At 39.9% G+C, this 22,404-nt stretch carries 17 protein-coding genes and 1 pseudogene; 5 read left to right on the top strand and 13 right to left on the bottom strand.

The genetic code is table 11. From position 1 onward, the window contains the following. Positions 1–31: 31 nt before the first annotated feature. The 7 genes from ACU8V8_RS15360 to ACU8V8_RS15330 all read right to left on the bottom strand — a co-directional run bounded on the left by ACU8V8_RS15360 (position 32) and on the right by ACU8V8_RS15330 (position 6,449). Complete coding sequence (locus ACU8V8_RS15360) at positions 32–445, bottom strand: CBS domain-containing protein (protein WP_446888076.1); 414 nt, start codon at positions 443–445, stop codon at positions 32–34. A gap of 107 nt (positions 446–552) precedes the next feature. After that, positions 553–1,290, bottom strand: a complete 738-nt coding sequence (locus tag ACU8V8_RS15355) for a helix-turn-helix transcriptional regulator (RefSeq protein ID WP_446888075.1) — start codon at positions 1,288–1,290, stop codon at positions 553–555. A gap of 26 nt (positions 1,291–1,316) precedes the next feature. Continuing rightward, the gene (locus ACU8V8_RS15350; RefSeq protein WP_256828775.1) at positions 1,317–1,637 is read right to left on the bottom strand and encodes a hypothetical protein; all 321 of its coding nucleotides are present in this window, start codon (positions 1,635–1,637) and stop codon (positions 1,317–1,319) included. Positions 1,638–1,740: 103 nt separating this feature from the next. Further along, positions 1,741–2,454: an NAD(P)H-flavin reductase gene (gene fre / locus ACU8V8_RS15345; protein WP_446888074.1), complete on the bottom strand. Its 714-nt coding sequence runs from the start codon at positions 2,452–2,454 to the stop codon at positions 1,741–1,743. Between the two features lie 73 nt (positions 2,455–2,527). Beyond that, complete coding sequence (gene ubiD, locus ACU8V8_RS15340; protein WP_446888073.1) at positions 2,528–3,994, bottom strand: 4-hydroxy-3-polyprenylbenzoate decarboxylase; 1,467 nt, start codon at positions 3,992–3,994, stop codon at positions 2,528–2,530. A gap of 74 nt (positions 3,995–4,068) precedes the next feature. After that, the gene (locus tag ACU8V8_RS15335; RefSeq protein WP_446888072.1) at positions 4,069–6,090 is read right to left on the bottom strand and encodes a methyl-accepting chemotaxis protein; all 2,022 of its coding nucleotides are present in this window, start codon (positions 6,088–6,090) and stop codon (positions 4,069–4,071) included. A 74-nt stretch (positions 6,091–6,164) separates the two neighbouring features. Continuing rightward, positions 6,165–6,449, bottom strand: coding sequence for an MliC family protein (locus tag ACU8V8_RS15330; protein WP_446888071.1), 285 nt, complete (start codon positions 6,447–6,449; stop codon positions 6,165–6,167). Positions 6,450–6,569: 120 nt separating this feature from the next. Here ACU8V8_RS15330 and ACU8V8_RS15325 point away from each other — a divergent pair, with 120 nt between their 5' ends. Then, positions 6,570–7,487, top strand: coding sequence for a DUF808 domain-containing protein (locus ACU8V8_RS15325; protein WP_446888070.1), 918 nt, complete (start codon positions 6,570–6,572; stop codon positions 7,485–7,487). A gap of 33 nt (positions 7,488–7,520) precedes the next feature. On the opposite strand, the gene ACU8V8_RS15320 is transcribed toward ACU8V8_RS15325, so the two are convergent. From ACU8V8_RS15320 to ACU8V8_RS15310, 3 genes are all read right to left on the bottom strand, one after another. Next, a complete protein-coding gene (locus ACU8V8_RS15320) occupies positions 7,521–8,462 on the bottom strand; it encodes a tetratricopeptide repeat protein (RefSeq protein ID WP_446888069.1) in 942 nt (313 codons plus the stop codon). A gap of 86 nt (positions 8,463–8,548) precedes the next feature. Next, a complete protein-coding gene (locus ACU8V8_RS15315) occupies positions 8,549–9,949 on the bottom strand; it encodes a M20/M25/M40 family metallo-hydrolase (RefSeq protein WP_446888068.1) in 1,401 nt (466 codons plus the stop codon). Between the two features lie 133 nt (positions 9,950–10,082). Further along, positions 10,083–12,164 (bottom strand): TonB-dependent siderophore receptor, encoded by a 2,082-nt coding sequence (locus ACU8V8_RS15310; protein WP_446888067.1) that lies wholly within the window; start codon positions 12,162–12,164, stop codon positions 10,083–10,085. Positions 12,165–12,351: 187 nt separating this feature from the next. Between ACU8V8_RS15310 and dbpA the strand changes: the two genes are divergently transcribed. Next, on the top strand, positions 12,352–13,740 hold the full coding sequence (gene dbpA / locus ACU8V8_RS15305; RefSeq protein WP_446889657.1) for an ATP-dependent RNA helicase DbpA: 1,389 nt from the start codon (positions 12,352–12,354) through the stop codon (positions 13,738–13,740). Here dbpA and ACU8V8_RS15300 read toward each other — a convergent pair. Next, positions 13,737–14,330, bottom strand: a complete 594-nt coding sequence (locus ACU8V8_RS15300; RefSeq protein ID WP_446888066.1) for a DNA-J related domain-containing protein — start codon at positions 14,328–14,330, stop codon at positions 13,737–13,739. The two genes, dbpA and ACU8V8_RS15300, sit on opposite strands and share 4 nt — an antisense overlap. 128 nt (positions 14,331–14,458) lie before the next feature. Here ACU8V8_RS15300 and ACU8V8_RS15295 point away from each other — a divergent pair. Then, a pseudogene (locus tag ACU8V8_RS15295) lies at positions 14,459–17,294 on the top strand (tetratricopeptide repeat protein). 26 nt (positions 17,295–17,320) lie between these two features. Here the strand turns inward: ACU8V8_RS15295 and rho are convergent. After that, a complete protein-coding gene (rho, locus tag ACU8V8_RS15290) occupies positions 17,321–18,580 on the bottom strand; it encodes a transcription termination factor Rho (RefSeq protein WP_087531197.1) in 1,260 nt (419 codons plus the stop codon). Between the two features lie 179 nt (positions 18,581–18,759). Beyond that, positions 18,760–19,086: a thioredoxin TrxA gene (gene trxA, locus ACU8V8_RS15285; protein ID WP_058561197.1), complete on the bottom strand. Its 327-nt coding sequence runs from the start codon at positions 19,084–19,086 to the stop codon at positions 18,760–18,762. Between the two features lie 90 nt (positions 19,087–19,176). Between trxA and rhlB the strand changes: the two genes are divergently transcribed. Together rhlB and gppA are read left to right on the top strand one after the other, a co-directional pair. Then, a complete protein-coding gene (gene rhlB, locus ACU8V8_RS15280; RefSeq protein ID WP_446888065.1) occupies positions 19,177–20,454 on the top strand; it encodes an ATP-dependent RNA helicase RhlB in 1,278 nt (425 codons plus the stop codon). A 47-nt stretch (positions 20,455–20,501) separates the two neighbouring features. Next, positions 20,502–21,995 carry a guanosine-5'-triphosphate,3'-diphosphate diphosphatase gene (gene gppA / locus ACU8V8_RS15275; protein WP_446888064.1) on the top strand — a complete coding sequence of 498 codons (1,494 nt, stop codon included), beginning with the start codon at positions 20,502–20,504 and terminating at the stop codon, positions 21,993–21,995. The last annotated feature ends 409 nt before the right edge of the window (positions 21,996–22,404 follow it).

Raw genomic sequence — 22,404 nt, 5'->3', positions numbered from 1 at the left:
CGGCGACCAGGCGTACAGAAGAAGTGTGCGCCTAATGCTCTTGTTGGCAACTTAGGTAATTATCATATAACGCTTTTAGGATATCACTGCGGCCAATCATGCCAATGACAGTTGCGCCGTCGACCACCGGGTAGTTTTTCGGCTTACCGGTTTTCATTTGCTCAGCCAGCTCAATAATATTGCTGTCGCCGTTAACAGTTACTACCTCGGTTTGCATCAGTTGTGCAACTTTAACCACACCGTCACAAAAGTAGCTATTCTGCATCAATGGTTTTAGTAGTTCTTGCTCAGAAATAAAGCCTACTAAACTTTTATTCTCATCAAATACCGGTGCACCCAGTAGTTTAAACTTTTGTAGTTCAGCAATAGCCGTTGTCATTTCAGTTGCAGGAGTAATGTGCGGTAACTTGTGTTGCATGAAATCTTTTACTTTTGTATTTAACATTTTGGGTCTCTCCCAATTAATTAGTTAAACAAAGTATGGTTAAGAAATAGGTTTTTGTGAAATTGTTTATGTTGATTAAATTGATAGGCAAAACCAATTGGTTATTCTTATTTATTTACTTTTTTATTGCAACTATCAGTACTTGTTGGGTTCGCAAGGTCTAAGTATTTTGCTTTCACGAGCTCCATGTAATGGTTTAAACTCTTTTGTGTTGTAGTGGCAAATAATTCGCTTAACTTTGCAACAGTTTGTATTCGGTCAAGACGAAATTCACGATAATCATTTCTTAATTGGCAATATGCAATAAGGGTCCATTTACTTCCCCAATAGACTAACCCTAATGGTTCCACATCGCGAAGGCTGGCCTGTTGTTTTGCATCTTGATAATCAAGCCGAACACAGTTTTTACAATTAATCGCTTGGCGCAATAGTAGGGTTGTTGCTTGGTGGGATTCATCATGGCTAAAAGATGAGACTAAATAAGGAAGCTCTTCAACTTGTTGCTTTAAATGTTCAGGTAATACGGCATTTATCTTTGTTATGGCCGATTGAGCGTGAGCAGCTAACTGAGGATCTGTCCAAGCGCTGACCATTTTACTACCTAGTAATAAGGCCTGTAGTTCCTCAAGGTTGAACATCATAGGTGGTAAATCGTAATGAGCTATAAGATAACCAGTGCCAGCTTCTCCCTCAACGGGGACGCCAGAGCTTTGCAAGTGTTGGATATCGCGATAAATAGTACGAGGCGATACATTCAAACGACTCGCAAGTTCGGCTGCAGTTATCGCAAAACGACGACTTTTAAGTATATTAACTAGCTGAAATAGTCGCTGTGACTTATGCACTGGTTATCACTCCTTAAGATTGCTTCTTAGCTTTGTTGGCATGCCGTTTGGCTAAGCACTTCGTATTGAGCTAACTGTACACTTTGCTTTTCTATTAGTGCAGTAAATTGCTGACATATCAGGTTTTCTGTAAATACATCACTGACTCTTTTTGCATCCGCTGGCGTAGCAAAGTAGATTAGATCGACGTATTGCTGAGTATCTGCTTGCTTGGCTAGTGAGCGATAAAGCACGCCCGGTTGTTGATCGATAAAGTTTTGAAATGCGTTATTAGCAATATGAAATTGCATTAAATCTGCTTTATGGCTAAGTTTAAATGTTACAACTTCGGTTACATTAGTGGTCATTACTATTCTCCTTGTTTAAGAGAGTCTAGTAAATCATGTTGGATTGTCAGGGAGTGTCAGTAACCAGCTTAATTATACAATTAAGCTGGTCAGTGAGTGTCACTTACTTAATAAATGCAAATGCGTCGGCATACATATTTTCGCGGATCGCACCCTGTGCTAGGAAGTCATCCCGAACAATACCTATCATGTCAAAGCGACCTGCCATATATATATCGTATGGCGCAAGCGAGGCAATATCTTTCATTACCGCTTTGTGCACGTAACCTGTGTGGCCACTCCAGCCATCCGTTGGGTTTTCAACCACGGGAATAAACTTAAAGTTTTCACGGCTGTCGGCCCAAGCTTGCATTTCCTGGTGGGCATATAAAGCCGATTCGTCACGGACACCCCAATAAAATAATACTGGGCGATCACAGCCAATTTCACTTAAATGATCGGCCATTGATTTTACATAAGAAAAACCAGTACCACCGGCTAGCAAAATAATTGGTCGCTCACACTGTAAACGAAGTTGAGAAATACCTAGGCCTGTTTCAATCGTTACTTTGCTATTATCTTGGTGTGCAGCACGCAAGTGCTCTAATGTTTGCATTGCATATGAATCAGCAGCAGAGGCACCAATGTGTAGCTCTGGTTCATCACGTTGAGATGGGCGGCTAGCAATTGAAAATGCGCGTTTATCTTTTTCACCTAATACAACTTGCAGGTACTGACCTGCTTCAAAGGTCACGCTTTCTACTGGTTTTAAAACGACTTTATGAACAAATTCAGTTAATGGGCTGATAGCAACAACTTCAGCATGTAATGTTTGCATGTTTTACCTTAAATTAGCGGAGATGCAGTTTATTTGAGCAATAGTAGCATATCCGCACTGTGAGTTTACAGAGTTAGAGAATATCTAGGCTATCCCAAAGTTCATCGACACGATCTTTGGTTTCTTGATTCATTACAATTGGTTCACCCCATTCACGCGTGGTTTCACCTGGCCACTTATTTGTCGCATCCATACCCATTTTTGAGCCTAAACCAGAGACAGGTGAGGCAAAGTCGAGATAGTCAATTGGCGTGTTTTCAATCAAAGTAGTATCGCGAGCGGGATCCATTCGCGTGGTGATAGCCCAGATAACATCATTCCAATCACGGGCGTTGACATCATCATCACAAACAATGACAAACTTGGTGTACATGAACTGACGTAAAAATGACCAAACTCCCATCATGACGCGTTTAGCATGCCCAGGATATTGCTTTTTCATGGTGACCACTGCCATACGATAAGAACACCCTTCTGGCGGTAAGTAAAAGTCAACAATTTCAGGGAATTGCTTTTGTAAAATTGGCACAAATACTTCGTTTAATGCAACACCTAAAATCGCCGGTTCATCCGGTGGGCGACCTGTGAAGGTACTATGATAAATAGGATCTTTGCGGTGGGTCATATGGGTGACTGTCATCACAGGAAAGTCATCTACTTCGTTGTAATAACCCGTGTGGTCTCCGTATGGGCCTTCTGGGGCTGTTTCGTCTGGCATGATATAGCCTTCGAGCACGATTTCTGCACTTGCAGGTACTTGTAAATCATTAGAAATTGATTTTACAACTTCGGTTTTACTACCCCGTAATAAGCCTGCGAAAGCGTACTCGCTTAGGGTATCAGGTACCGGTGTTACCGCACCTAAAATCGTGGCGGGATCAGCGCCTAATGCCACTGACACAGGGTAAGGTTGCCCAGGATTTTCTTTACACCATTCTTGAAAATCTAGTGCGCCACCGCGGTGTGATAACCAACGCATAATGATCTTGTTTTTACCCAGTAATTGTTGGCGATAAATACCTAAATTTTGTCGTTTTTTATAAGGTCCTTTGGTGACGGTTAAGCCCCAAGTGATAAGCGGAGCAGCATCACCAGGCCAACAATGTTGAATGGGTAATTTAGTTAAATCAACGTCATCCCCTTCGATGATTACTTGCTGGCAAACCGCTTTTTTTACTTCTTTAGCAGGCATGTTTAGAACTTGCTTGAATACTGGAATTTGGCCAAGGGCTTCTTTAATGCCTTTTGGTGGCTCAGGCTCTTTTAAAAAGGCTAATAACTTACCTACTTCTCGAAGCTCACTGACATCATCTTGCCCCATGCCCATCGCTACACGTTTAGGCGTACCAAACAAATTAGCTAAAACTGGGATATCATAACCTTTGGGATTTTCAAACAGTAAAGCAGGACCTTTAGCACGCAATGTGCGATCAGCAATTTCGGTCATTTCTAAATAGGGATCAATTTCTTGATGAATGCGTTTTAACTCGCCTTGCTTCTCTAATAATTCAATAAAATCGCGAAGATCTTTGTATTTCATAGTGGGCCGCTTTAAAGCTTAAATTTAGCTCATTATACCCAGTTCAGAGTGAGCAAGTCACCTAAAGTACATAGTTAGAATTTAAAGCGTTCAACGGCACTGGTTAGTGAGTGTGCAAGTTGATTTACATCTTCACTTTGCGTAGCAAGCATGCCTGCATGCTCAGCATTACTGTGTGCTTGTTCGGTAACAGTCGCCATTATTTGTTTAATTTCATTACTGTTATCAAGCTGATGATGTGATGAATCGGCAATTTGTTGACTCATTTGGTTTATGGTGACTAAAGTGCTTTTTATTTTATCGACTGCTTGGTTTAGCTCACTGCTATTTGCCACGCAATCAGCGGCTTGTTGTTGGCCGTCGTTAATTTCTTGCTGCGCAGCTTGAGCTTGTTGCTGCAGAGTTTGGATCATTGTATGGATCTCGTTGGTGGAGCTTTGCGTTCGTGCCGCCAGCGAGCGTACTTCATCGGCAACCACGGCGAAACCTCTGCCATTTTCACCCGCTCTTGCAGCTTCAATAGCGGCATTGAGTGCCAGTAAATTAGTTTGCTCTGCAATACTGCTAATAGTATCAACAATGGCACCAATGAGCTGAGTGTGTTGCGCTAGTTCTTCAGTACTTTGTACAGCTTGTTCTAAGCGTGTTAGCAGAGCTTTAATACGTTGGCTGTTTCTATCTGCAATTTGATTTACATCGTTGGCAAACTGCGAGGCATTAGCTATTTCATTTGATGTACTATCTGCTTGTTGATAAACCGTTTGCGAATTGTTTAGCATATTCTGCGCAAGTGAAGTCGCCTCAGCAATGCGCTCAAGTTGCTGCGCAGCAGCCACGGTCATATGTTGCCCTTGTGCGGATGTTTGAATCGCGGATTGATCTAAGGTGTGGGCGTTATCACTTATATCGACTAGTAATTTACTTAAATCATCAATCAAGTGATTTATATTTGTTAATAATACGCCAAACTCATCATCACTTCGTGGCTGTGTACGCTTGGATAAATCACCCGAAGCAATGCGAGAAAGCGCTTTATTCACTGCGTTTAAAGGTTTAAGCATGGCACGTGTGGTTAATACAGAAATAAGTGCAGCGAAAGACAATAATACGACGCTGATGATAACAGCCAGTGTCGACCCAGTGGTAATCGTTGATTGGGCATCCTGTTGCAAAGATGCAAACCGTTTGTCTGCCAGCTGATTCAGCTCAATAAGTAGTTCTTCGGTGTTTTGGAATTGCTGCTGAAAGTTATTGAATGTGCGTTCAGTATCGTCACGGCTGGTTAAAATGGTTATTTGCTGCTGATAAATATCGGCTAAATTTTGCTGTAGTGCATTCATTTGCGATGTTAAGGAAGTGAAGTTGGCTGCATCTTCAAGTTCACTGGCTTGTTGTTTTAGATAAGTAAAATTGGAATCTGCGTTATCAAGTAAAAAGCGAGTATCTTGTTGGTGCTCTTCTAGAGTTTGTAAGGCCGTTATATGTTTTATACTATTTACGTTATTACTCAAGGTGAATAGTAAGTCATCGATTCGTGTTGCAGTACCGACTATTGCTTCAAGTAATCGTTGCTGTTCATTTGAAACTTCAAGTAATTCTAAATCAAGTAAGTTATTACTGAGAGTTGTTACATCTTTTATATAAGCTTGGCTGAGCTTTGCTACTGCAGCTGTTGCAACTAAACCGTTTTGTTTAGCGCTGAACATAGTATCACTAGTTACTAATAGCTGATTAAAGTTTTTCTCAATGTTAGCAAGCAATGCTTGCATTGTTTGTTGATCATGTAATTTTTGGTTTAGGGCTGTGAGTTTGGCATCAAATCGTTGCTGCTCATCATGCGCTTTATGTTGCTCTTGTTGCAATTTAGCTAGTGTGTTTTGGCTAAATGCCACTGCGTTAAACTTAGTGATAGATAATAATGATAACTGCAGGGCATTACTTTGTTGCTGTACTGGCACTGCTAGGGTTTCTATATCTGAGTTAGCGGTACTTATTTTGCCTAATGACCAATAGAAAAAGCCACCACTGAGTAACATCAATAGCCCTATTGCAGAGAATGCAAAAATCACTTTATATTTGATCGTCACGGCTCGCATAACAAACTCATTAATACCAACTTAGTAATGAGTGTAGCAGTGTTTTTATAAAATATAAGGTTCTGTTTATCTGCCTACTGCACATTACAGTGGTGCTTATTGCCATCGATGATCAGCATGGCTTCATTACCTTTAGTCCAAAATAATATGTCATCATTAGTGTATTTAACACCTGAGGCACTTTTTTGTCTAACTAATTGGTATTGTTGCTGATTGTATTCAAGCTTGGCGTTTTCGTCATCTTCACTTGTTATTGTTGCTGTTAGATTATTATCGCAAGAGTAAACATCGCTTTGTGCTTGTTCAGAGCAGGCAGTTAATGCTAGTAAGCAGGTTGTTAAGAAAATTGTTTTATACATAAAACAGCCCTTGGTTGATTTCATTTTATAGTTAGGATAACAAACGAAAATTAACCGTTGGTGAAAGTAACAGTTTAGGCTATGTTGAGGCTTAATTATTTTGCGGCTAGAGGAATGAAAATGGCAGGAACTAACCTCCTAACTTTGTTGGATGACATAACAACACTATTAGATGACATTGCAACCATGAGTAAAGTTGCAACTAAAAAAACCGCAGGTGTACTAGGTGACGATTTAGCGCTTAATGCACAGCAGGTTACAGGTGTTAGTGCTGAGCGGGAGCTGCCTGTAGTGTGGGCTGTTGCAAAAGGCTCATTTTTAAATAAAGCAATACTGGTACCCGCAGCACTGCTGATCAGTGTTTGGCTTCCTTGGTTAATAACGCCTTTACTAATGTTAGGCGGGTTATTCTTATGCTTTGAAGGTGCAGAGAAATTAGTTGAAAAAATGCTACCGAGCTCTAACGCTATTCAACACGAGACGGCCCCTGTAGATTTAGTTGAGTATGAAAAACAAAAAGTAAAAGGGGCTATACGCACTGATTTCATTTTGTCAGCTGAAATAATTGTGATTACTTTAGGTACTGTTGCTGGTGCGACTTTACTTAATCAAGCATTAGTTTTAAGCGTTATAGCGATTATTATGACTATCGGAGTCTATGGCTTGGTTGCCGGTATAGTGAAACTTGATGATGCGGGTTTATATTTATTGAATCAGTCAAAAGTCTCTGGAAGTAAATTTAAACAGATAATTGGCCGAGGGTTACTGGCTGCAGCTCCAAGGTTAATGGCCTTTTTAGCATTCGCAGGCACTGTGGCTATGTTTTTAGTCGGCGGTGGCATTCTTGTTCATGGTGTAAGTTTGTTCCATCATTGGCAAGTGGCAGTAACAGAATTTGCTTTGTTAAATCTAGGCTCAATAGGTGAGGTTGTTGCCCCTTTAGTATTCGATGGACTATTTGGTGTGCTAGCGGGTGCGATTGTGGTGTTAATTCATCATGCAATTGCAGCTGTTATGGCTAAAAGGCCAGTACCATAATGTCACTGGCATAATTATTCTATGAGGCCAGCTTTACTCACACTCAAAGCTGCTACATAAATCTTTTAATTCGATTTTTGCTTTTCGGTTGCCTTGAGCTGCTGCTTTTTGGTACCAATAAATCGCTTGCTGTGTATCTTTGTCGGTTCCTTGTCCGTCTTGAAACATTTGCGCTAAGTTTAACTGTCCCCATTGAGAGCCTTCTTTAGCGGCAAGTAAAAAGCTGTCGAGCGCCTCTGTATAGAGCTTATCTTTATAATAGGTGATACCTTGCTGATTATTTTGGTTAAGTTTAACACCTTCATATAAAGGTTTCGGTCTAGGTGGAAACATCACGAAGCCACCATATAAACTGTAGGCATAGGGACGCAGTACATCATAAATTGTGCCCTCGTCATACAGGCGCTGTACTTCAGTGCGTGGTAACGTCAGTGTGTTAGCTGAGAAGAAATCTCTTTGTACTAACAAACTAGTTCGCATAGCCATAGTGATAGCTCGGTCGCGTTTGTAACGGTAATTACTAATTTGAAAAGTGATAAATTTATCATTAAATTCCAAAACTTGCGCTACTTTAAGGTTTTCAGGTCGCAGTGGTTCTTGGGCAAATTTATCCGCTTTGACTAAGTATGTATCATAGGCTTGTGGGTTGTTAATGATGTTTTGCTGCAATTTAATTTTTGCATGGTATTGCTGATAAAAATAAAGCAGCATGCAAATTAACAGCAATGAACCAGTAAAGTATTTTATCAATGATAATAGCTCAATAAGAGGCAGCTTATGCAAAGAGACAGCCTCAGTATGTTGGCAATCATCACATTGATATTGGTATTGCCACGCTAATGGCATAATAGGAATAATTGTAAACCGTAAGAAGCGACTGTGATTTTTTAATTGGTAGTTTTTGCTTTTACAGTGAGGGCAAGTTGTTGTTTGGCTAAACGACGATAATGAATCACAGGTATTAAAAAGTAGCATAAACGCCCTCCTAGCTTTTTTAATAAATTAAAACATAGAAGGGCGAAAGCAAAGAAATAAACTGTAAGAAAGTATGTTTACTTAGTTTATTTTTTTACAGGCTTTGGTTTAATTGTGGTTTTGGCATCAGCAGCCATAAACGCAAATACAGCATAAGCGGCTGTATTTTGCTTAAGCTTTGCTGGGTCTATTTTATCTAATGTGTCATCAGCAGTGTGATGGTAATCAAAGTAGTCAGTACCATCTTGGTGAAGGTCAAAAATAGCCGCGCTTTTGGTATTTCTAAGCGGGATAAGATCAGGGCCTCCACGAGCGCCATTTTTACCAATATATTCAACATTCAGTGCTGAAAGTTCTTTTGCAATAGCGCGTACTACAGGCAGTGATTCTGCAGACACATTTGACTCAAACCCGTATACTACATCTGCACCAAAGTCTGACTCAGCAGCCGCGACAATACTATCAAGTTCTTTTGCATGTTGCTTAAAGTAAGCTTTCGCACCCCATAAGCCAAGCTCTTCGGCGGCAAATAACACCACGCGAACACTGCGTTTTGGGCGTTTAATTTCGCTAATGTGTTTGGCTGCCGCCATTGTTAATGCAACTCCTGCACCATCATCAAGCGCACCCGTGCCTAAATCCCATGAATCTAAATGGCCACCAATTAGCACATATTGCTCTGGGTTTTGTGTGCCGTTGAACTGACCAATTACGTTATAACCCCTACCTTGACCACGATCTTCTGTTTGCACATTGATATTAACGGTCACTTTTTTATCAAGTGCAATAAGACGAGCAATTTGATCTGCATCTGGATTGGCAATTGTTACATTTGGAATTTTAGTTACGCCATCTTTGTAATGACTGCCACCAGTGTGTGCAAAGCGATGGTGAGCCGTACTTACCGAGCGCATCATATAACCAATCGCACCTTTTTTAGCGGCTTCTACAGAGCCTGTAGAGCGTGCGCGAACAGCTGGACCGTAGCCGTTACCATCAATATGGCGATTCATACGATAATTAATGTAGGCAATCTTACCTTTTAGGCTATTTTTAGGTGCTGCAATGAGTTCATCAAGGGTTTCAAATAAAACCACTTCGCCTGTAATACCTTCTTTAGGTGTACTGACACTGTGGCCCAATGCAGTTAAGTGCAGAGGCTGCTCACTGGGTGTTAAAATTTTTCCGCTTTCGCTAAAACGACGCCATTCAGGGAACGTAGCTTCTTCAAGCCATACTTTATCAAAGCCTAAAGATTTAAATTTAGCTTGTGCCCAGGCGACGGCTTTTTTATCGTTTTCAGTGCCTGGTAATCGAGGGCCTACTTCAGTGGTAAGGGATTCAAGTAATTGATAGCTTAAATCACTACTGCTGGCATTTGTTCTAAGTTCAGCAACTTGCTTAAGTTGTTTGGCGGTAAATTCAGGCTCTGCAGCACTGGCTAAAAAGCTACTGGTAAGTAGTAACCCTGTGATGATCTTTTTCATTATTGACCTTGGCTTGTTAGAAACGTTAGCGGTATTTAATCATTAAATAGCTGATTTCAAAAATACAATGAGATAAAAAGTAAAAAGCCCACACTTTGTGCAAAGTGCGGGCTTATTTTAAGGTCTATTAATCTTAGAAGTTAAACTGTGCAGCTAAGCGCAAGCTAGTGCCTTCGCCAACAGTAACATTGCCATTACCACCACCACCTAGATAGTTGGTATCAAATAAGTTTTCAACGTTAAGGCGTAAGTTAATATCGGTGTTACTCATTTCAAACTTATATGTTGCACCTACATCAACACGAGTATAAGCATCTTTAGTGATGGTGTTATCACTATCGGCAAAACGCTCACCTTCATAAAATGCGCCGGCGTTAAAAGCAATAGCATCATTTAATTCGTAACGAGTCCAAAGCGAGGCTGACCACTTAGGTGCATCAGTCGGGCGTTTACCTTGTAGGTCTTCGTTCGCTCTTTCATAGTTAGCATCTAAATACATAGTTGAGGCCATTACAAATAAGCGGTCAGTTGCTGCGCCTTGTGCTGCAACTTCAAAACCTTTGTGACGTTGCTCACCCACTTGATTCGTTTCAGTTGTAATTGAACCAATAGGCGTTGCAAGATCTTCAGTTACTAACGTACCATTTTTGCTTATATCGAACACAGCACCACTTAGCATTAGGCGGTCATCAAATAGTTGCCATTTAATACCCACTTCTTTTTGCTCAGAGGTAACGGCATCAATTTTCATACCGAAGTTGATATCTTCATCGTTAGTGATGGTTTCATTTTGTGGCTCGAAACCTTCTGTATAGCTGGCATAAATAGTAGCCGATACATTTGGATGATAAAGCACGCCGAATTTAGGTAAGAAAGATTCGTTGTCCGCACCTTCTTTGTTTTGTTTATCAAAACGGCCACCAACTGAAACTTGCCACTGTGGAGAAAAAGTGATTAAATCTTGCGCATAAACACCGTAATAGTCGTATTCGCTTTCGCTTGTTCTATTTGGATTTTTATAACTGATATCAGGGCGTGATGGTTCGCTATCACCCGCAGCGAAAGGAAATGAAGCTCCATCAGCTCTTAATTGGGCATAATAATAATCAAGTGAGTTGGCACCAATTAAAAACTGATGCTGTATGCCTGCAGTTTCAAATTCACCGATGAAGTCAATAAAAGCCGTGGTGAACTGCCAGTCGTCAAAACGATCGTATGGGTTCGAGGTGTATGTACTCGTTTGTGAGATGTAAGAATTTCGACTAGGAGATGATTCAAAACGTTGACGTTCAAAAGTTTGCTCGTTGTAGCCAAGGTTTACTTGCCAGTTATCTGATAGGAAAACTTTAAAGTCGATACCTAGATTCTCAACTGTGTTATCTATAAATGCCCAAGACATATCGCGAATCGTTTTATCATCACCAATGACATTGGCGTTATCATCAATCCAAGCACCTGTATCTATATTTGCTTCATCTTCTGTTCGGTCATAATGTACGCGAACCAATGCGTTGTCGCTAATATCGTAATCAACAACTAAGGCACCTAAAAAGCGGTCTCGCTCGCGGTTTTCACCATTTTGGTATTCACGCCAATATTCAACGTCTTGCTTTACTAAAATACCGCGAGCACGCAAATCTTCAGCTTCAGTGAGGGCGCCTCCGGCATCAACCATGAAACGTGTTGAGCCATGTTGGTCAACATCCGCACTGGCGTTAAATAATGTTTGTGCAGTTGGCTTTTTGGTTACCATGTTTACCAAGCCGCCAGGGCCTGATTGACCATATAGAATACTTGAAGGACCTTTAATTACTTCAACTTGTTGTAGTATTTCAATGGGTTGCTGGTAGTGTGACCAGTGCTGATGACCGTCACGTAAATAACCCGTACCAGAGCTTAACTCAAAGCCACGAAGGTTAAATACTTCACGGTTACGTTGCTGTGAGCCTGCAGTTAAGCTGGCGTCGTTTGTTAATACTTCACCTAATGTGGTGGCAAGTTGTTCGTTTACAATTGTATCTGTAATTACTGTGACAGATTGTGCTGTTTCAAGCAATGATGCAGATGTGCGCATTGCCCCGTTTGCATTGTCTACTTTATAGTCATTAAAGTAAGTGCCTTTAACTTCTATTTTTTCTATGTTTTCGTTATTTCCTGCGGCGTTTGCAATGCCTGCAGTTGTGATAAGGGCAAGATAAAGTGGACTTAATTTCATTCAATGCTTCCGGCTGAGTTGTATAAAAACGATACGGATCTTAATGAAAACAAATTTTATTTACAATATCTTTATTGAATAATTTATAATAAATATGCTTGATGGTCGCTGATAGCTATATCTGCTATTATTAGCGGAATCATTACAAGGCTGAATCCTTGTTAGTAACTATTAATTTTGTTTGGATATAACTGTGACTGCATTTTCATCTCTCGCTTTACCTTCAGGTTTGGTCGATAATTTATCTACTCTAGGCTATAGCCAAATGACAGCTGTGCAAGCGCAGAGCCTTCCGCCTGTTCTTGAAGGGAAAGATATCATTGCACAAGCTAAAACAGGGTCAGGTAAAACGGCTGCGTTTAGTTTAGGTGTATTAGCGAAACTTAATGTTAAGCGTTTTCGTATTCAGTCTTTAGTGTTGTGTCCCACGAGGGAGTTGGCCGAACAAGTTGCCGTTGAAATGCGTAAGCTTGCTCGCGGTATACATAATATTAAAATATTGACTTTGTGCGGTGGTGTTTCTATCGGCCCACAAATAGGATCGCTTGAACATGGTGCGCACATTATCGTTGGCACACCTGGGCGTGTTGATGATCATATTCGTAAGGGTACTTTACGGTTAGATGATGTTGAAACGCTAGTACTTGATGAAGCAGATCAAATGTTAGACATGGGTTTTCAAGATACCCTTGATGCAATTATTGAGCGTATACCGCCAAACCGCCAAACCTTATTGTTTAGTGCAACATTCCCAAGAGCTATAGAAGCAATTGCTAAGCGTGTACTAAAAAATCCAGAAATGATTAAAGTAGAAGAAGAGCAAGAAAAAAGTACCATTAAACAGTATTTTTATAAGATGGATAATAACAAGCAACGTTTTAATACATTGAAGTTATTGCTTTTAAAATTTCAACCAACTAGCTGTGTGGTGTTTTGTAATACCAAAGTTGAAACCCAGCAAGTGTGCGATGATTTGGCAGCAGAAGGCTTTAGTGCAGTGGCGTTACATGGTGATTTAGAGCAGCGAGAACGCGAGCGAACACTTATCCACTTTGCTAATAAAAGCGCTTCTATTTTGGTCGCTACTGATGTGGCTGCCCGAGGCTTAGATATTGATGATATGGATATGGTTATTAACTATCACTTAGCACATGACCCACAAACGCACGTTCATCGTATTGGCCGGACGGGACGTGCGGGTAAAAAAGGTATTGCATGTTCAATTTACGGCGATGCTGAGCAGTTTAAGGTCGCGCAAATTGGCGATCATTACGAGTGTGATTTTTTGCCAGAACAGTTACCACCGTTTAGCTTATTAGAAAAGCCGCCATATAAACCTGAAATGGCCACATTAATGATTGATGCAGGTAAAAAGCAAAAGGTGCGTGCCGGAGATATTTTAGGCGCACTAACGGGCAAAGAAGGTGTTGCTGGACGTCAAGTGGGTAAAATCAATGTACTTGATAACGTCGCATTTGTTGCGGTTGAGCGCAATTGTGCAAAACCAGCATTACGCAAATTAACTGAAGGTAATATTAAAGGGCGTAAAATAAGAGCTCGCCGCTTAACTCGCTAATTACTTTGAATGACTGAGCAGCTGGCTTTAAGCTGCTCGTATTCCTCTCTAATACGTTTAAATATTTCTTCATCTTCTGCGGATTTATCGGGATGATATAAAAATGCCAACTGTCTCCAGCGCTTTTGTATCATTTTTAATGTCGCATCTTCTGCTAATTGCCACTGTTTGAGTAAAGCACTGCGGGTATGCGGTTCAAGCTGCTGTTTATTATCTTTTTTTGTGTCAAATCCTTGCCAAAATCCATCTAATAAAGCTTCAATTTCTGTGATTGAAGTATCATAATTTTGCCAGTTTAAGTAGTAGTCTCTTAAGGGGTCTACTTGGCTTAATGGGTTGCTCTGTGATACCTCGCAAAGTTCTATATGCAAGCTGGCGATTTGTAAATATTGAGTAGGTGCTAGTTGTTTTTGCAATTGGAATAATGCATTCATAATTAAAAAATTACGTTTAAATAAATCACGATGAGGGTCTTCATCTAGCGTCGCCATTGTGCCGTTATTAGTTAATTCCAGCGCTAAAGTATGAACTTTCCAAACCCGTTTTGTTAGAATTAACTCAAAAATCACGTCTATCAGTGGGTTTAGCATTGTTTGCACTCTAGTTAATAGTGTATCTTGAACACATTATTATATTTAGATGCACAATGGAATGTTTTACGGCTTTCTAGCGGTGCTCTCATTGTTTTAACTGCTAAATAAATACCAAGGACACAGATATGTTGGGTCAGTTTAAGCGTTTCTTTTTTATTGCTTTTATTGTTGTACTTAGCATGTTCCCTAAGGTTAATGTTGCGCAATCTCAAACGTCTTTGTTAGAGCAATTTGAGCAAGCAGATAATTGGTCGAAAAAACAAACGCTCGCTACCCAGCTTCTTGAAAAAAAAATCTAACCAAGCAGCAAAAAATTTCAATTTATGCCGCGATGGCTGAGCGTGCTTTTGCTGAAAATGATTACCCTGCAGCTATTTCCTTTTATAAGCTACTAGAGCAAAACACTAGTCTAGGCAATCAGCCTGAGCTGCATTTTAGAGCTATAAAAATGCAAGGTGTAACTTATTATTATCAGGGCTTAGTTCAGCAAGCTGTTATTGAGTATAACCGAGCATTGAATATAGCCACTCAACTTAATAACCGTATCAAGCAAGCTTGAACTTACTGAGTAATATAGGACTTGCTTATTTTGATATGTACAACATGGAGCTAGCGCTAGAGTATTATCAACAAGCGAAAGCTATATATGAAATCAGTGGTAGTGCGCAAGATAAAGCTGACATATTGCACAATATTGCAGGGGTATATACTCGGCTTTCACGTTACGATTCAGCACTTGATATTTACCGACAAGTTTTAGATGTATTTCAACAACTGGATGATAAAGACGGTGTTGCACAAGCTTATGGTAACATGGGAGTTGCTTATGATGAGTCTGGACAAGATCAGCTAGCCCTCCATTATCATCAGCTTGCATTACGTTATTACCAAAGCGTTAATGATGCTTACCAGTTATCTACTCGACATAATAATTTAGCAAATTTAAACCTTAAAATAGGTGAGCTAGATACAGCTCAGTATCATGCTCGATCAGCTCAGAATTTTGCAATTGAAGCCGACAATAAATCATTACTGCTTGCTGCCTTACATGTACTAGCCAAAATACAGCTAGTACAAGGTGATTTAATAGGTGCGAAAACGAATCTTGAAAAGTCTATTTCTTTAGCTAAAGAATACAAAAGTGAAATGCGAGTTAAGGATGGGCTAGGGATTGAAGCGTTATTAAGTGCAGGCTTCGGTGATTTTAAAGAAGCAATACGTTTACATCAGAAGTTTGTTGACTATCAACGAAGTTTAACCAGCGAGGAAATTCTCAAAGCACTAAATGTATTTCAATCTCAGTCTGAGGCCAATCGGTTAAATCAAGAAATTCAGCAACTTAAGCAAGAGCGTAACTTGCAGGAGTTACAAATCGAAAAACGCTCTCAATTTACTATTTTATTAGCTATTGTGGCGTTGTTAGTGCTTATGTGTGGTATTGCAATTTATCGTCGAGCTGTAGAAAAAAGGGCAAAAATACAGTTAGCAGAGCAAGTTGAGCAGCGCACCCAAGAATTGCAATTTGTTGCTCAAGAATTACGAGCTGCTAACAAAGTTAAAAGTCAGTTTCTTGCTAATATAAGTCATGAGATACGAACGCCTTTAACAGCTATTTTAGGTCAAACAGACGATTTAATTAACGGCTTGTACGAGCCTCAGCAGCTACAAGATGAGCTCTTTGTCATCAAAAAACATAGTGATCATTTAAAAGATCTCATTAATGATGTGCTTGACCTTAGTAAAATTGAAGCAAATCGTCTTGAGTTGAACCTAACAAAATTTGATTTAATCCAATTGCTCAATGATGTTTACACAATGAGCCAAGCGCAAGCATCGCAAAAAGGCTTATTCTTAGTGTTTGATAACCAATTAGATGATAGCTATTGGGTAAAGCTAGATTTAATGCGTGTGAAGCAAATACTAATTAACTTGCTCACCAATGCAATTAAATTTACGGATCAAGGCAAAGTTATACTCAAGGTGATTAAAACGGACAATGGCGTGCAATTTACCATTGTTGATACGGGTATTGGCATGAGCGAAGAGCAATTAAAAATGGTTTTCAAATGTTTTCAGCAAGGTGATAATACGATTAGTCGACGCTTTGGAGGGTCTGGCCTTGGACTGTCGCTTTCACAGCAGTTAGCAATGATGATGGGCGGCTATATAAGCGTATTAAGTGAACAACATAAAGGCAGTGAGTTTACATTTAACTTACCTTGTAAGCAGTATGCTGCTGAAGACTTTAATGAAAGTAATGAGCAAGCTCGCAGGCTTAGACCTTTGCAAGGAAAAGTACTCCTTGCGGAAGATCACCCTGATAACCGTCGTTTAATCACTCGCTATTTAGTATCTCTTGGCTTAGATGTTATTGCGGTTAGTAATGGTGAAGAAGCTGTAGAGAAGTGTTTAAGTGAATTTCCAGACATTGTATTACTTGATATACAAATGCCTATTATGGATGGTTTGAGCGCTTTAGGATTACTAAAGCAATGTGGTTTTAATAACCCTATTTACGCATTGACTGCAAATGCTATGAGTCATGAGATAGAGAATTATATTGCTCATGGTTTTACCGGCTACCTAGGTAAGCCAATAGATAAAACAGTTTTTTATCAGACTATTGCTAAGCATTTACAACAGGTACATGACGTTAGCTCTACAGTTAAAGATGTCGGGATGGCAGATTTACGTAGTAGGTTTATTGTCAGTTTTGAACAAGAGTCGCAATTACTTGCAACACACTTACAGCAGCGAGACTTTAACGAATTACAGCAAGATAGTCACCGCATTCTGGGGGCTGCGCAGGTTTTCGCGGTAGATAATGTCGCTAAAAAAGCGTTACAACTAGATAAAGCACTATTACAAAAAAGTGAAGAATTAACTTTTGAGGAAATTGAAGTGCTGGTAACTCAACTAATCATTGAGTTACAACAATCAGCAACAAAAAAGCCCGCATAAACGGGCTTTTTTTAACATCGTAAGCTCTACTGACGTTTCATTGAATCAAAAAATTCATCATTGGTTTTACTCATCGATAACTTATCGATTAGGAATTCCATCGCATCAATTTCAGACATCTCATGAACTATCTTACGCAGAATCCACATTTTTTGTAACTCAACTGGTTTTGTGAGTAGCTCTTCACGACGAGTACCTGAGCGGTTAAAGTCGATTGCAGGGAATACACGTTTTTCAGCAATTTTACGATTCAAGTGCAATTCCATATTACCAGTACCTTTAAACTCCTCATAGATAACTTCATCCATCTTAGAGCCGGTATCGATAAGTGCCGTTGCGATAATGGTTAAACTACCACCTTCTTCAACATTACGTGCCGCACCGAAGAAGCGTTTTGGTTTATGTAATGCGTTAGCATCAACACCACCGGTAAGTACTTTACCTGAAGAAGGAATAACAGTGTTATAAGCACGTGCTAAACGTGTGATTGAATCAAGTAGGATGATTACATCTTTCTTGTGTTCAACTAAACGTTTTGCTTTTTCGATTACCATTTCAGCTACTTGAACATGGCGACTTGCTGGCTCATCAAAGGTTGATGCAATAACTTCACCTTTTACAAGGCGTTGCATCTCAGTAACTTCTTCTGGGCGTTCATCGATAAGTAATACCATCAATGTCGCATCAGGGTGGTTATGGGTAATTGATTGAGCAATGTTTTGCAGTAGCATTGTTTTACCCGCTTTTGGCGGTGCTACTAATAAACCACGCTGGCCACGGCCAATGGGTGATGCTAAATCAAGGACTCGCGCAGTAATATCTTCGGTGCTGCCGTTACCACGTTCCATACGTAAACGTTCGTTAGCATGTAGTGGTGTGAGGTTCTCAAAAAGGATTTTTGTGCGTGAATTTTCTGGTCTATCGAAGTTTACTTCATTTACTTTAAGTAGAGCGAAGTAACGTTCACCATCTTTAGGTGGACGAATAAGGCCCATTATTGAATCACCAGTACGCATACTAAAACGACGAATTTGGCTAGGTGATACATAAATGTCATCGGGGCCGGCTAAGTAAGACGCTTCTGATGATCTTAAGAAACCAAAGCCATCCTGTAAGATTTCTAATACACCGCCGCCAAAAATGTTTTCTCCACTTTTGGCGTGGGCCTTAAGGATAGCAAAAATTATATCTTGCTTTCTTAAGCGGGCTACGTTTTCGAGCCCCATGGACTCAGCTAAGTCTACAAGTTCTTTGATCGACTTGTCTTTTAATTCGCGTAAATGCATATTGGTGGGTTCTTTATTACAGTTATCATACTCATATAATCGACATTGATTAGTGAGAGAGGTTTGTTGGTAAACTAAGGATTAGTTGGCTTTATAAACTAGCAGTTCACTGGCCAAGCGTCCAGTCTTTATACAAAATAAACGCAAAAAAAGGGCAAAATGCCCTTTTTTAATATGTACTAGATATTGTTTTCTAAAAATTCAACTAATTGAGTTTTAGAAAGTGCACCAACTTTAGTTGCTGCAACTTGGCCATCTTTAAAAAGAAGTAATGTTGGAATGCCACGAATACCAAACTTTGGTGGTGTGCCAGCATTTTGATCGATGTTTAGTTTACCGATAACAACGCGGCCATCAAACTCATCTGCTACTTCATTAAGAATAGGGGCGATCATTTTACAAGGTCCGCACCATTCTGCCCAAAAATCAACTAATACAGGCTTGTCTGATTGTAATACGTCAGCTTCAAAGCCATCGTCAGTTAATTGAATAATTTTCTCGCTCATTGCGCTCTCCGATAAGTTAGGCGAATTATTTAATGCGTATTTAAACACTCTTGTTTCTTATTGCAAGTTTAAACGTTATGCTTAAACGCTATGACTAAGACACATTTGACCGATAAAAAGTTTTCAGACTTTGCTATCGCACCGGAAGTGGTTACCGGTTTAACCGAAAATGGGTTTGAATACTGCACTCCCATTCAAGCTAAATGCCTACCTTTTATTTGTGATGGCCGCGATATTGCGGGTCAAGCACAAACAGGTACAGGTAAAACGTTGGCGTTTTTAACCGCCACATGCCATCGGTTATTACAATCTAGCAAAGCACCTAGTAAACATCCAAGAGCCCTGATCATGGCCCCAACTCGGGAGCTTGCGATTCAGATCCACAAAGATGCCAAAATTTTAGCGCCACACTGTAATCTTAACTTAGGTTTAGTATATGGTGGCGAAGATTACGAAAAACAACGTGCGCAACTAGAAAAAGGCGTAGATATTTTAATTGGTACTACAGGCCGCCTTATCGATTTGTATAAGCAAGGTTGTTATACCCTCAATGAAATTGAAGTTGTAGTGCTTGATGAAGCCGATCGTATGTTTGATCTAGGTTTTATAAAAGATATTCGTTATATGTTCCGTCGTATGCCAGATACCTCTGAGCGACTAAATTTACTGTTCTCTGCAACGCTATCATACCGCGTACAAGAATTAGCCTTCGAACATATGACTAATCCAGAGCACGTACAAGTTGAGCCAGATGTAAAAACTGGCAAGCGAATACAAGAAGAGCTATTTCATCCATCACAAGATGATAAAATTAAGCTTTTACTGACATTAATAGAAGAAGAATGGCCAGAGAAAGCGATTGTTTTTGCGAATACTAAACATAGTTGTGAAACAGTCTATGCATGGTTAAAAGCCGATGGTCATCGTGTCGGAATGCTCACTGGTGATGTAAACCAGAAAAAACGTCAATCTATTTTAGCGCAATTTACTAAAGGTGATTTAGATTTTCTAGTTGCGACGGATGTTGCAGCTCGTGGTTTACATATCCCTGAAGTAAGTCATGTATTTAATTTTGATTTACCAGATGATTGTGAAGATTACGTTCATCGTATTGGTCGAACAGGCCGTGCAGGTGCTTCAGGTCATGCAATAAGCTTTGCCTGTGAGCAATATGCTTATAATCTTCATGAAATAGAAGAATACATCGAACACAGCATACCTTTATCACATTATGATAAAAGTGCATTGCTTGATGATGTAACTAAGCCTACTATTCATAGAAAGCGCAACTATTCGACAGGCCCTCGTAATCGTAGTAATAACAACGGACGTAGACCAAACAATAGCTACCAAAAAGCACGGTCGTAATTTGCGACCGTTGTATAGTCGTATTAGTAACTAGAGGTTTTTGAACGGTGGGGCAACTTAAACCGCAAAAAAATGTTTATGCAGTAATTGATTTGGGCTCAAATAGCTTTCATATGTTAATTGCCAAATCAATTGCTGGCGGCTTACAAACCATAGGCCGCGTTAAACGCAAAGTAAGATTAGCAGCAGGGCTCGACGAAAATAACGAGTTAAGTACTGAAGCAATGCAAAGAGGATGGGAGTGCCTAGCGCTTTTTGCTGAACGCTTACAGGATATTCCTAAAGCCAACATTACCATTGTGGCAACTGCTACATTAAGATTGGCAACCAATGCTGATGTATTTAAACAAAAAGCAGAACAAATTCTTGCTCACAAGGTAAATGTTATCAGTGGTGAGCTCGAAGCGCGTACTATCTATAAAGGGGTAGCACACACTTCGTCTTGTAGTGGCCGTCAATTAGTTATTGATATAGGTGGTGCAAGTACTGAAGTTGTAATTGGTAAAGGGTTTGATGCCCTTCATTATAAAAGCCTTAATATGGGTTGCGTAACTTATCTCGAGCGTTATTTCAAAGATGGCAAATTAAGCGAGACCAACTTTGATGCAGCGATAAAAGCTGCCAGAATCGTAATTGATGATATAGCCCCAAGTTATAAAATAGCTGGTTGGGAAGTAGCTTCTGGTGCGTCAGGTACTGTTCAAGCAATCCAAGAAATTATGGTTGCTCAATCACTAGATGAAACATTAAGTCTTGATAAGTTACTTGAAATAAAAAAGCAATCGACTTCCTTTACCACGATTGCTGAGCTGGATTTGCCAGGATTAAGTGAAGAGAGAAGGTTGGTTTTTGTTTCAGGGCTTGCAATTTTAATAGCATTATTTGAATCACTTGAAATTGATAAAATGGGTTTGGCTGGTGGAGCGCTGCGAGAAGGTGTTTTATATAGCATGATCCCAGAGTTTCATAATCATGATATTCGTAAACGCACTATTGACGCATTTATGAGTCGGTATCATGTGGATCAAAAGCAAGCGAATCGTGTTGCTGAGTTAAGTCAGTATTTGGCTCAACAAGTATGCCAACAGTGGTCTGTAATCGAACAGAATGGTTTTGCGTTATTAAATGCAGTTGCAAAGCTGCATGAGATTGGCTTATTAATAGAATATAAGCAGTATCAGAACCACACGGCATATATTTTAGAAAATACAGATATGCCAGGCTTCTCGCAATCAGAGCATAAAATAATTGTAGCGATAGCAAACGCCCACCGCGCAGATCTGCAAAAAGATGTGTTTCAACATTTAGGTTGTCATCAACAGCTGACCCAATACTTAACAAGGTTAATTAGAATTGCAGTGATTTTATCGATGCGTCGTCAAGATGACGTGTTACCAAAAATATACTTAACTGCTACTAATGAGGTTTTAACACTTGCGTTTGAAGGGAATTGGCTAAATGTACATCCCTTAATGGCTAGTGAGCTACAGCTTGAGTCTAAACAACAGGCAAAGGCTGGCTGGAAATTAATAGTTAAGTAAAAAAGGCTCATTTGAGCCTTATTTTGTGCTAAAACACAGCGTTTTGGTGTAAAAGTATTCAAACAACCTTTTTTTAAAAAAGATCGAAAAAAAGGGTTGATCTGTTTTCGGATCTCCCTATAATGCGACCCCACTGAGACGGCAGAGCGCAACGCATAGCGGAGCACGAGCTACTTAGTAAGTCGAATAAAACTTGAGTTTAGATTTTTCATAAAGTTTAAAATTAAGTGTTGACAAAAAAATAGGAAAGCGTAACATGCGCAGCCCTAGCGAGATAAAGCAAAGCGCTTTAATCGCAACGTTCTTTAACAATATAAAGCAATCATCTGTGTGGGCACTCGTACAGATTGAGTTCTAACAGCCTGGCTTAGTTCGCTAAGCAAGGCAAAAAATTTAGAGTCTCAATTGA

The sequence above is a fragment of the Pseudoalteromonas sp. SaAl2 genome, from assembly GCF_052947895.1.
Note: the sequence above shows the minus strand (reverse complement) of the source record. Positions and strands in the feature narration are given on the sequence as shown.

What these genes read in the sequence shown, in the direction of transcription:
- ACU8V8_RS15360 (WP_446888076.1), bottom strand. Translation starts at nt 445, where the DNA reads ATGTTAAATACAAAAGTAAAAGATTTCATGCAACACAAGTTACCGCAC.
- ACU8V8_RS15350 (WP_256828775.1), bottom strand. Translation starts at nt 1,637, where the DNA reads ATGACCACTAATGTAACCGAAGTTGTAACATTTAAACTTAGCCATAAA.
- fre (WP_446888074.1), bottom strand. Translation starts at nt 2,454, where the DNA reads ATGCAAACATTACATGCTGAAGTTGTTGCTATCAGCCCATTAACTGAA.
- ubiD (WP_446888073.1), bottom strand. Translation starts at nt 3,994, where the DNA reads ATGAAATACAAAGATCTTCGCGATTTTATTGAATTATTAGAGAAGCAA.
- ACU8V8_RS15335 (WP_446888072.1), bottom strand. Translation starts at nt 6,090, where the DNA reads ATGCGAGCCGTGACGATCAAATATAAAGTGATTTTTGCATTCTCTGCA.
- ACU8V8_RS15330 (WP_446888071.1), bottom strand. Translation starts at nt 6,449, where the DNA reads ATGTATAAAACAATTTTCTTAACAACCTGCTTACTAGCATTAACTGCC.
- ACU8V8_RS15325 (WP_446888070.1), top strand. Translation starts at nt 6,570, where the DNA reads ATGGCAGGAACTAACCTCCTAACTTTGTTGGATGACATAACAACACTA.
- ACU8V8_RS15320 (WP_446888069.1), bottom strand. Translation starts at nt 8,462, where the DNA reads ATGCTACTTTTTAATACCTGTGATTCATTATCGTCGTTTAGCCAAACA.
- ACU8V8_RS15315 (WP_446888068.1), bottom strand. Translation starts at nt 9,949, where the DNA reads ATGAAAAAGATCATCACAGGGTTACTACTTACCAGTAGCTTTTTAGCC.
- ACU8V8_RS15310 (WP_446888067.1), bottom strand. Translation starts at nt 12,164, where the DNA reads ATGAAATTAAGTCCACTTTATCTTGCCCTTATCACAACTGCAGGCATT.
- ACU8V8_RS15300 (WP_446888066.1), bottom strand. Translation starts at nt 14,330, where the DNA reads ATGCTAAACCCACTGATAGACGTGATTTTTGAGTTAATTCTAACAAAA.
- rho (WP_087531197.1), bottom strand. Translation starts at nt 18,580, where the DNA reads ATGCATTTACGCGAATTAAAAGACAAGTCGATCAAAGAACTTGTAGAC.
- trxA (WP_058561197.1), bottom strand. Translation starts at nt 19,086, where the DNA reads ATGAGCGAGAAAATTATTCAATTAACTGACGATGGCTTTGAAGCTGAC.
- rhlB (WP_446888065.1), top strand. Translation starts at nt 19,177, where the DNA reads ATGACTAAGACACATTTGACCGATAAAAAGTTTTCAGACTTTGCTATC.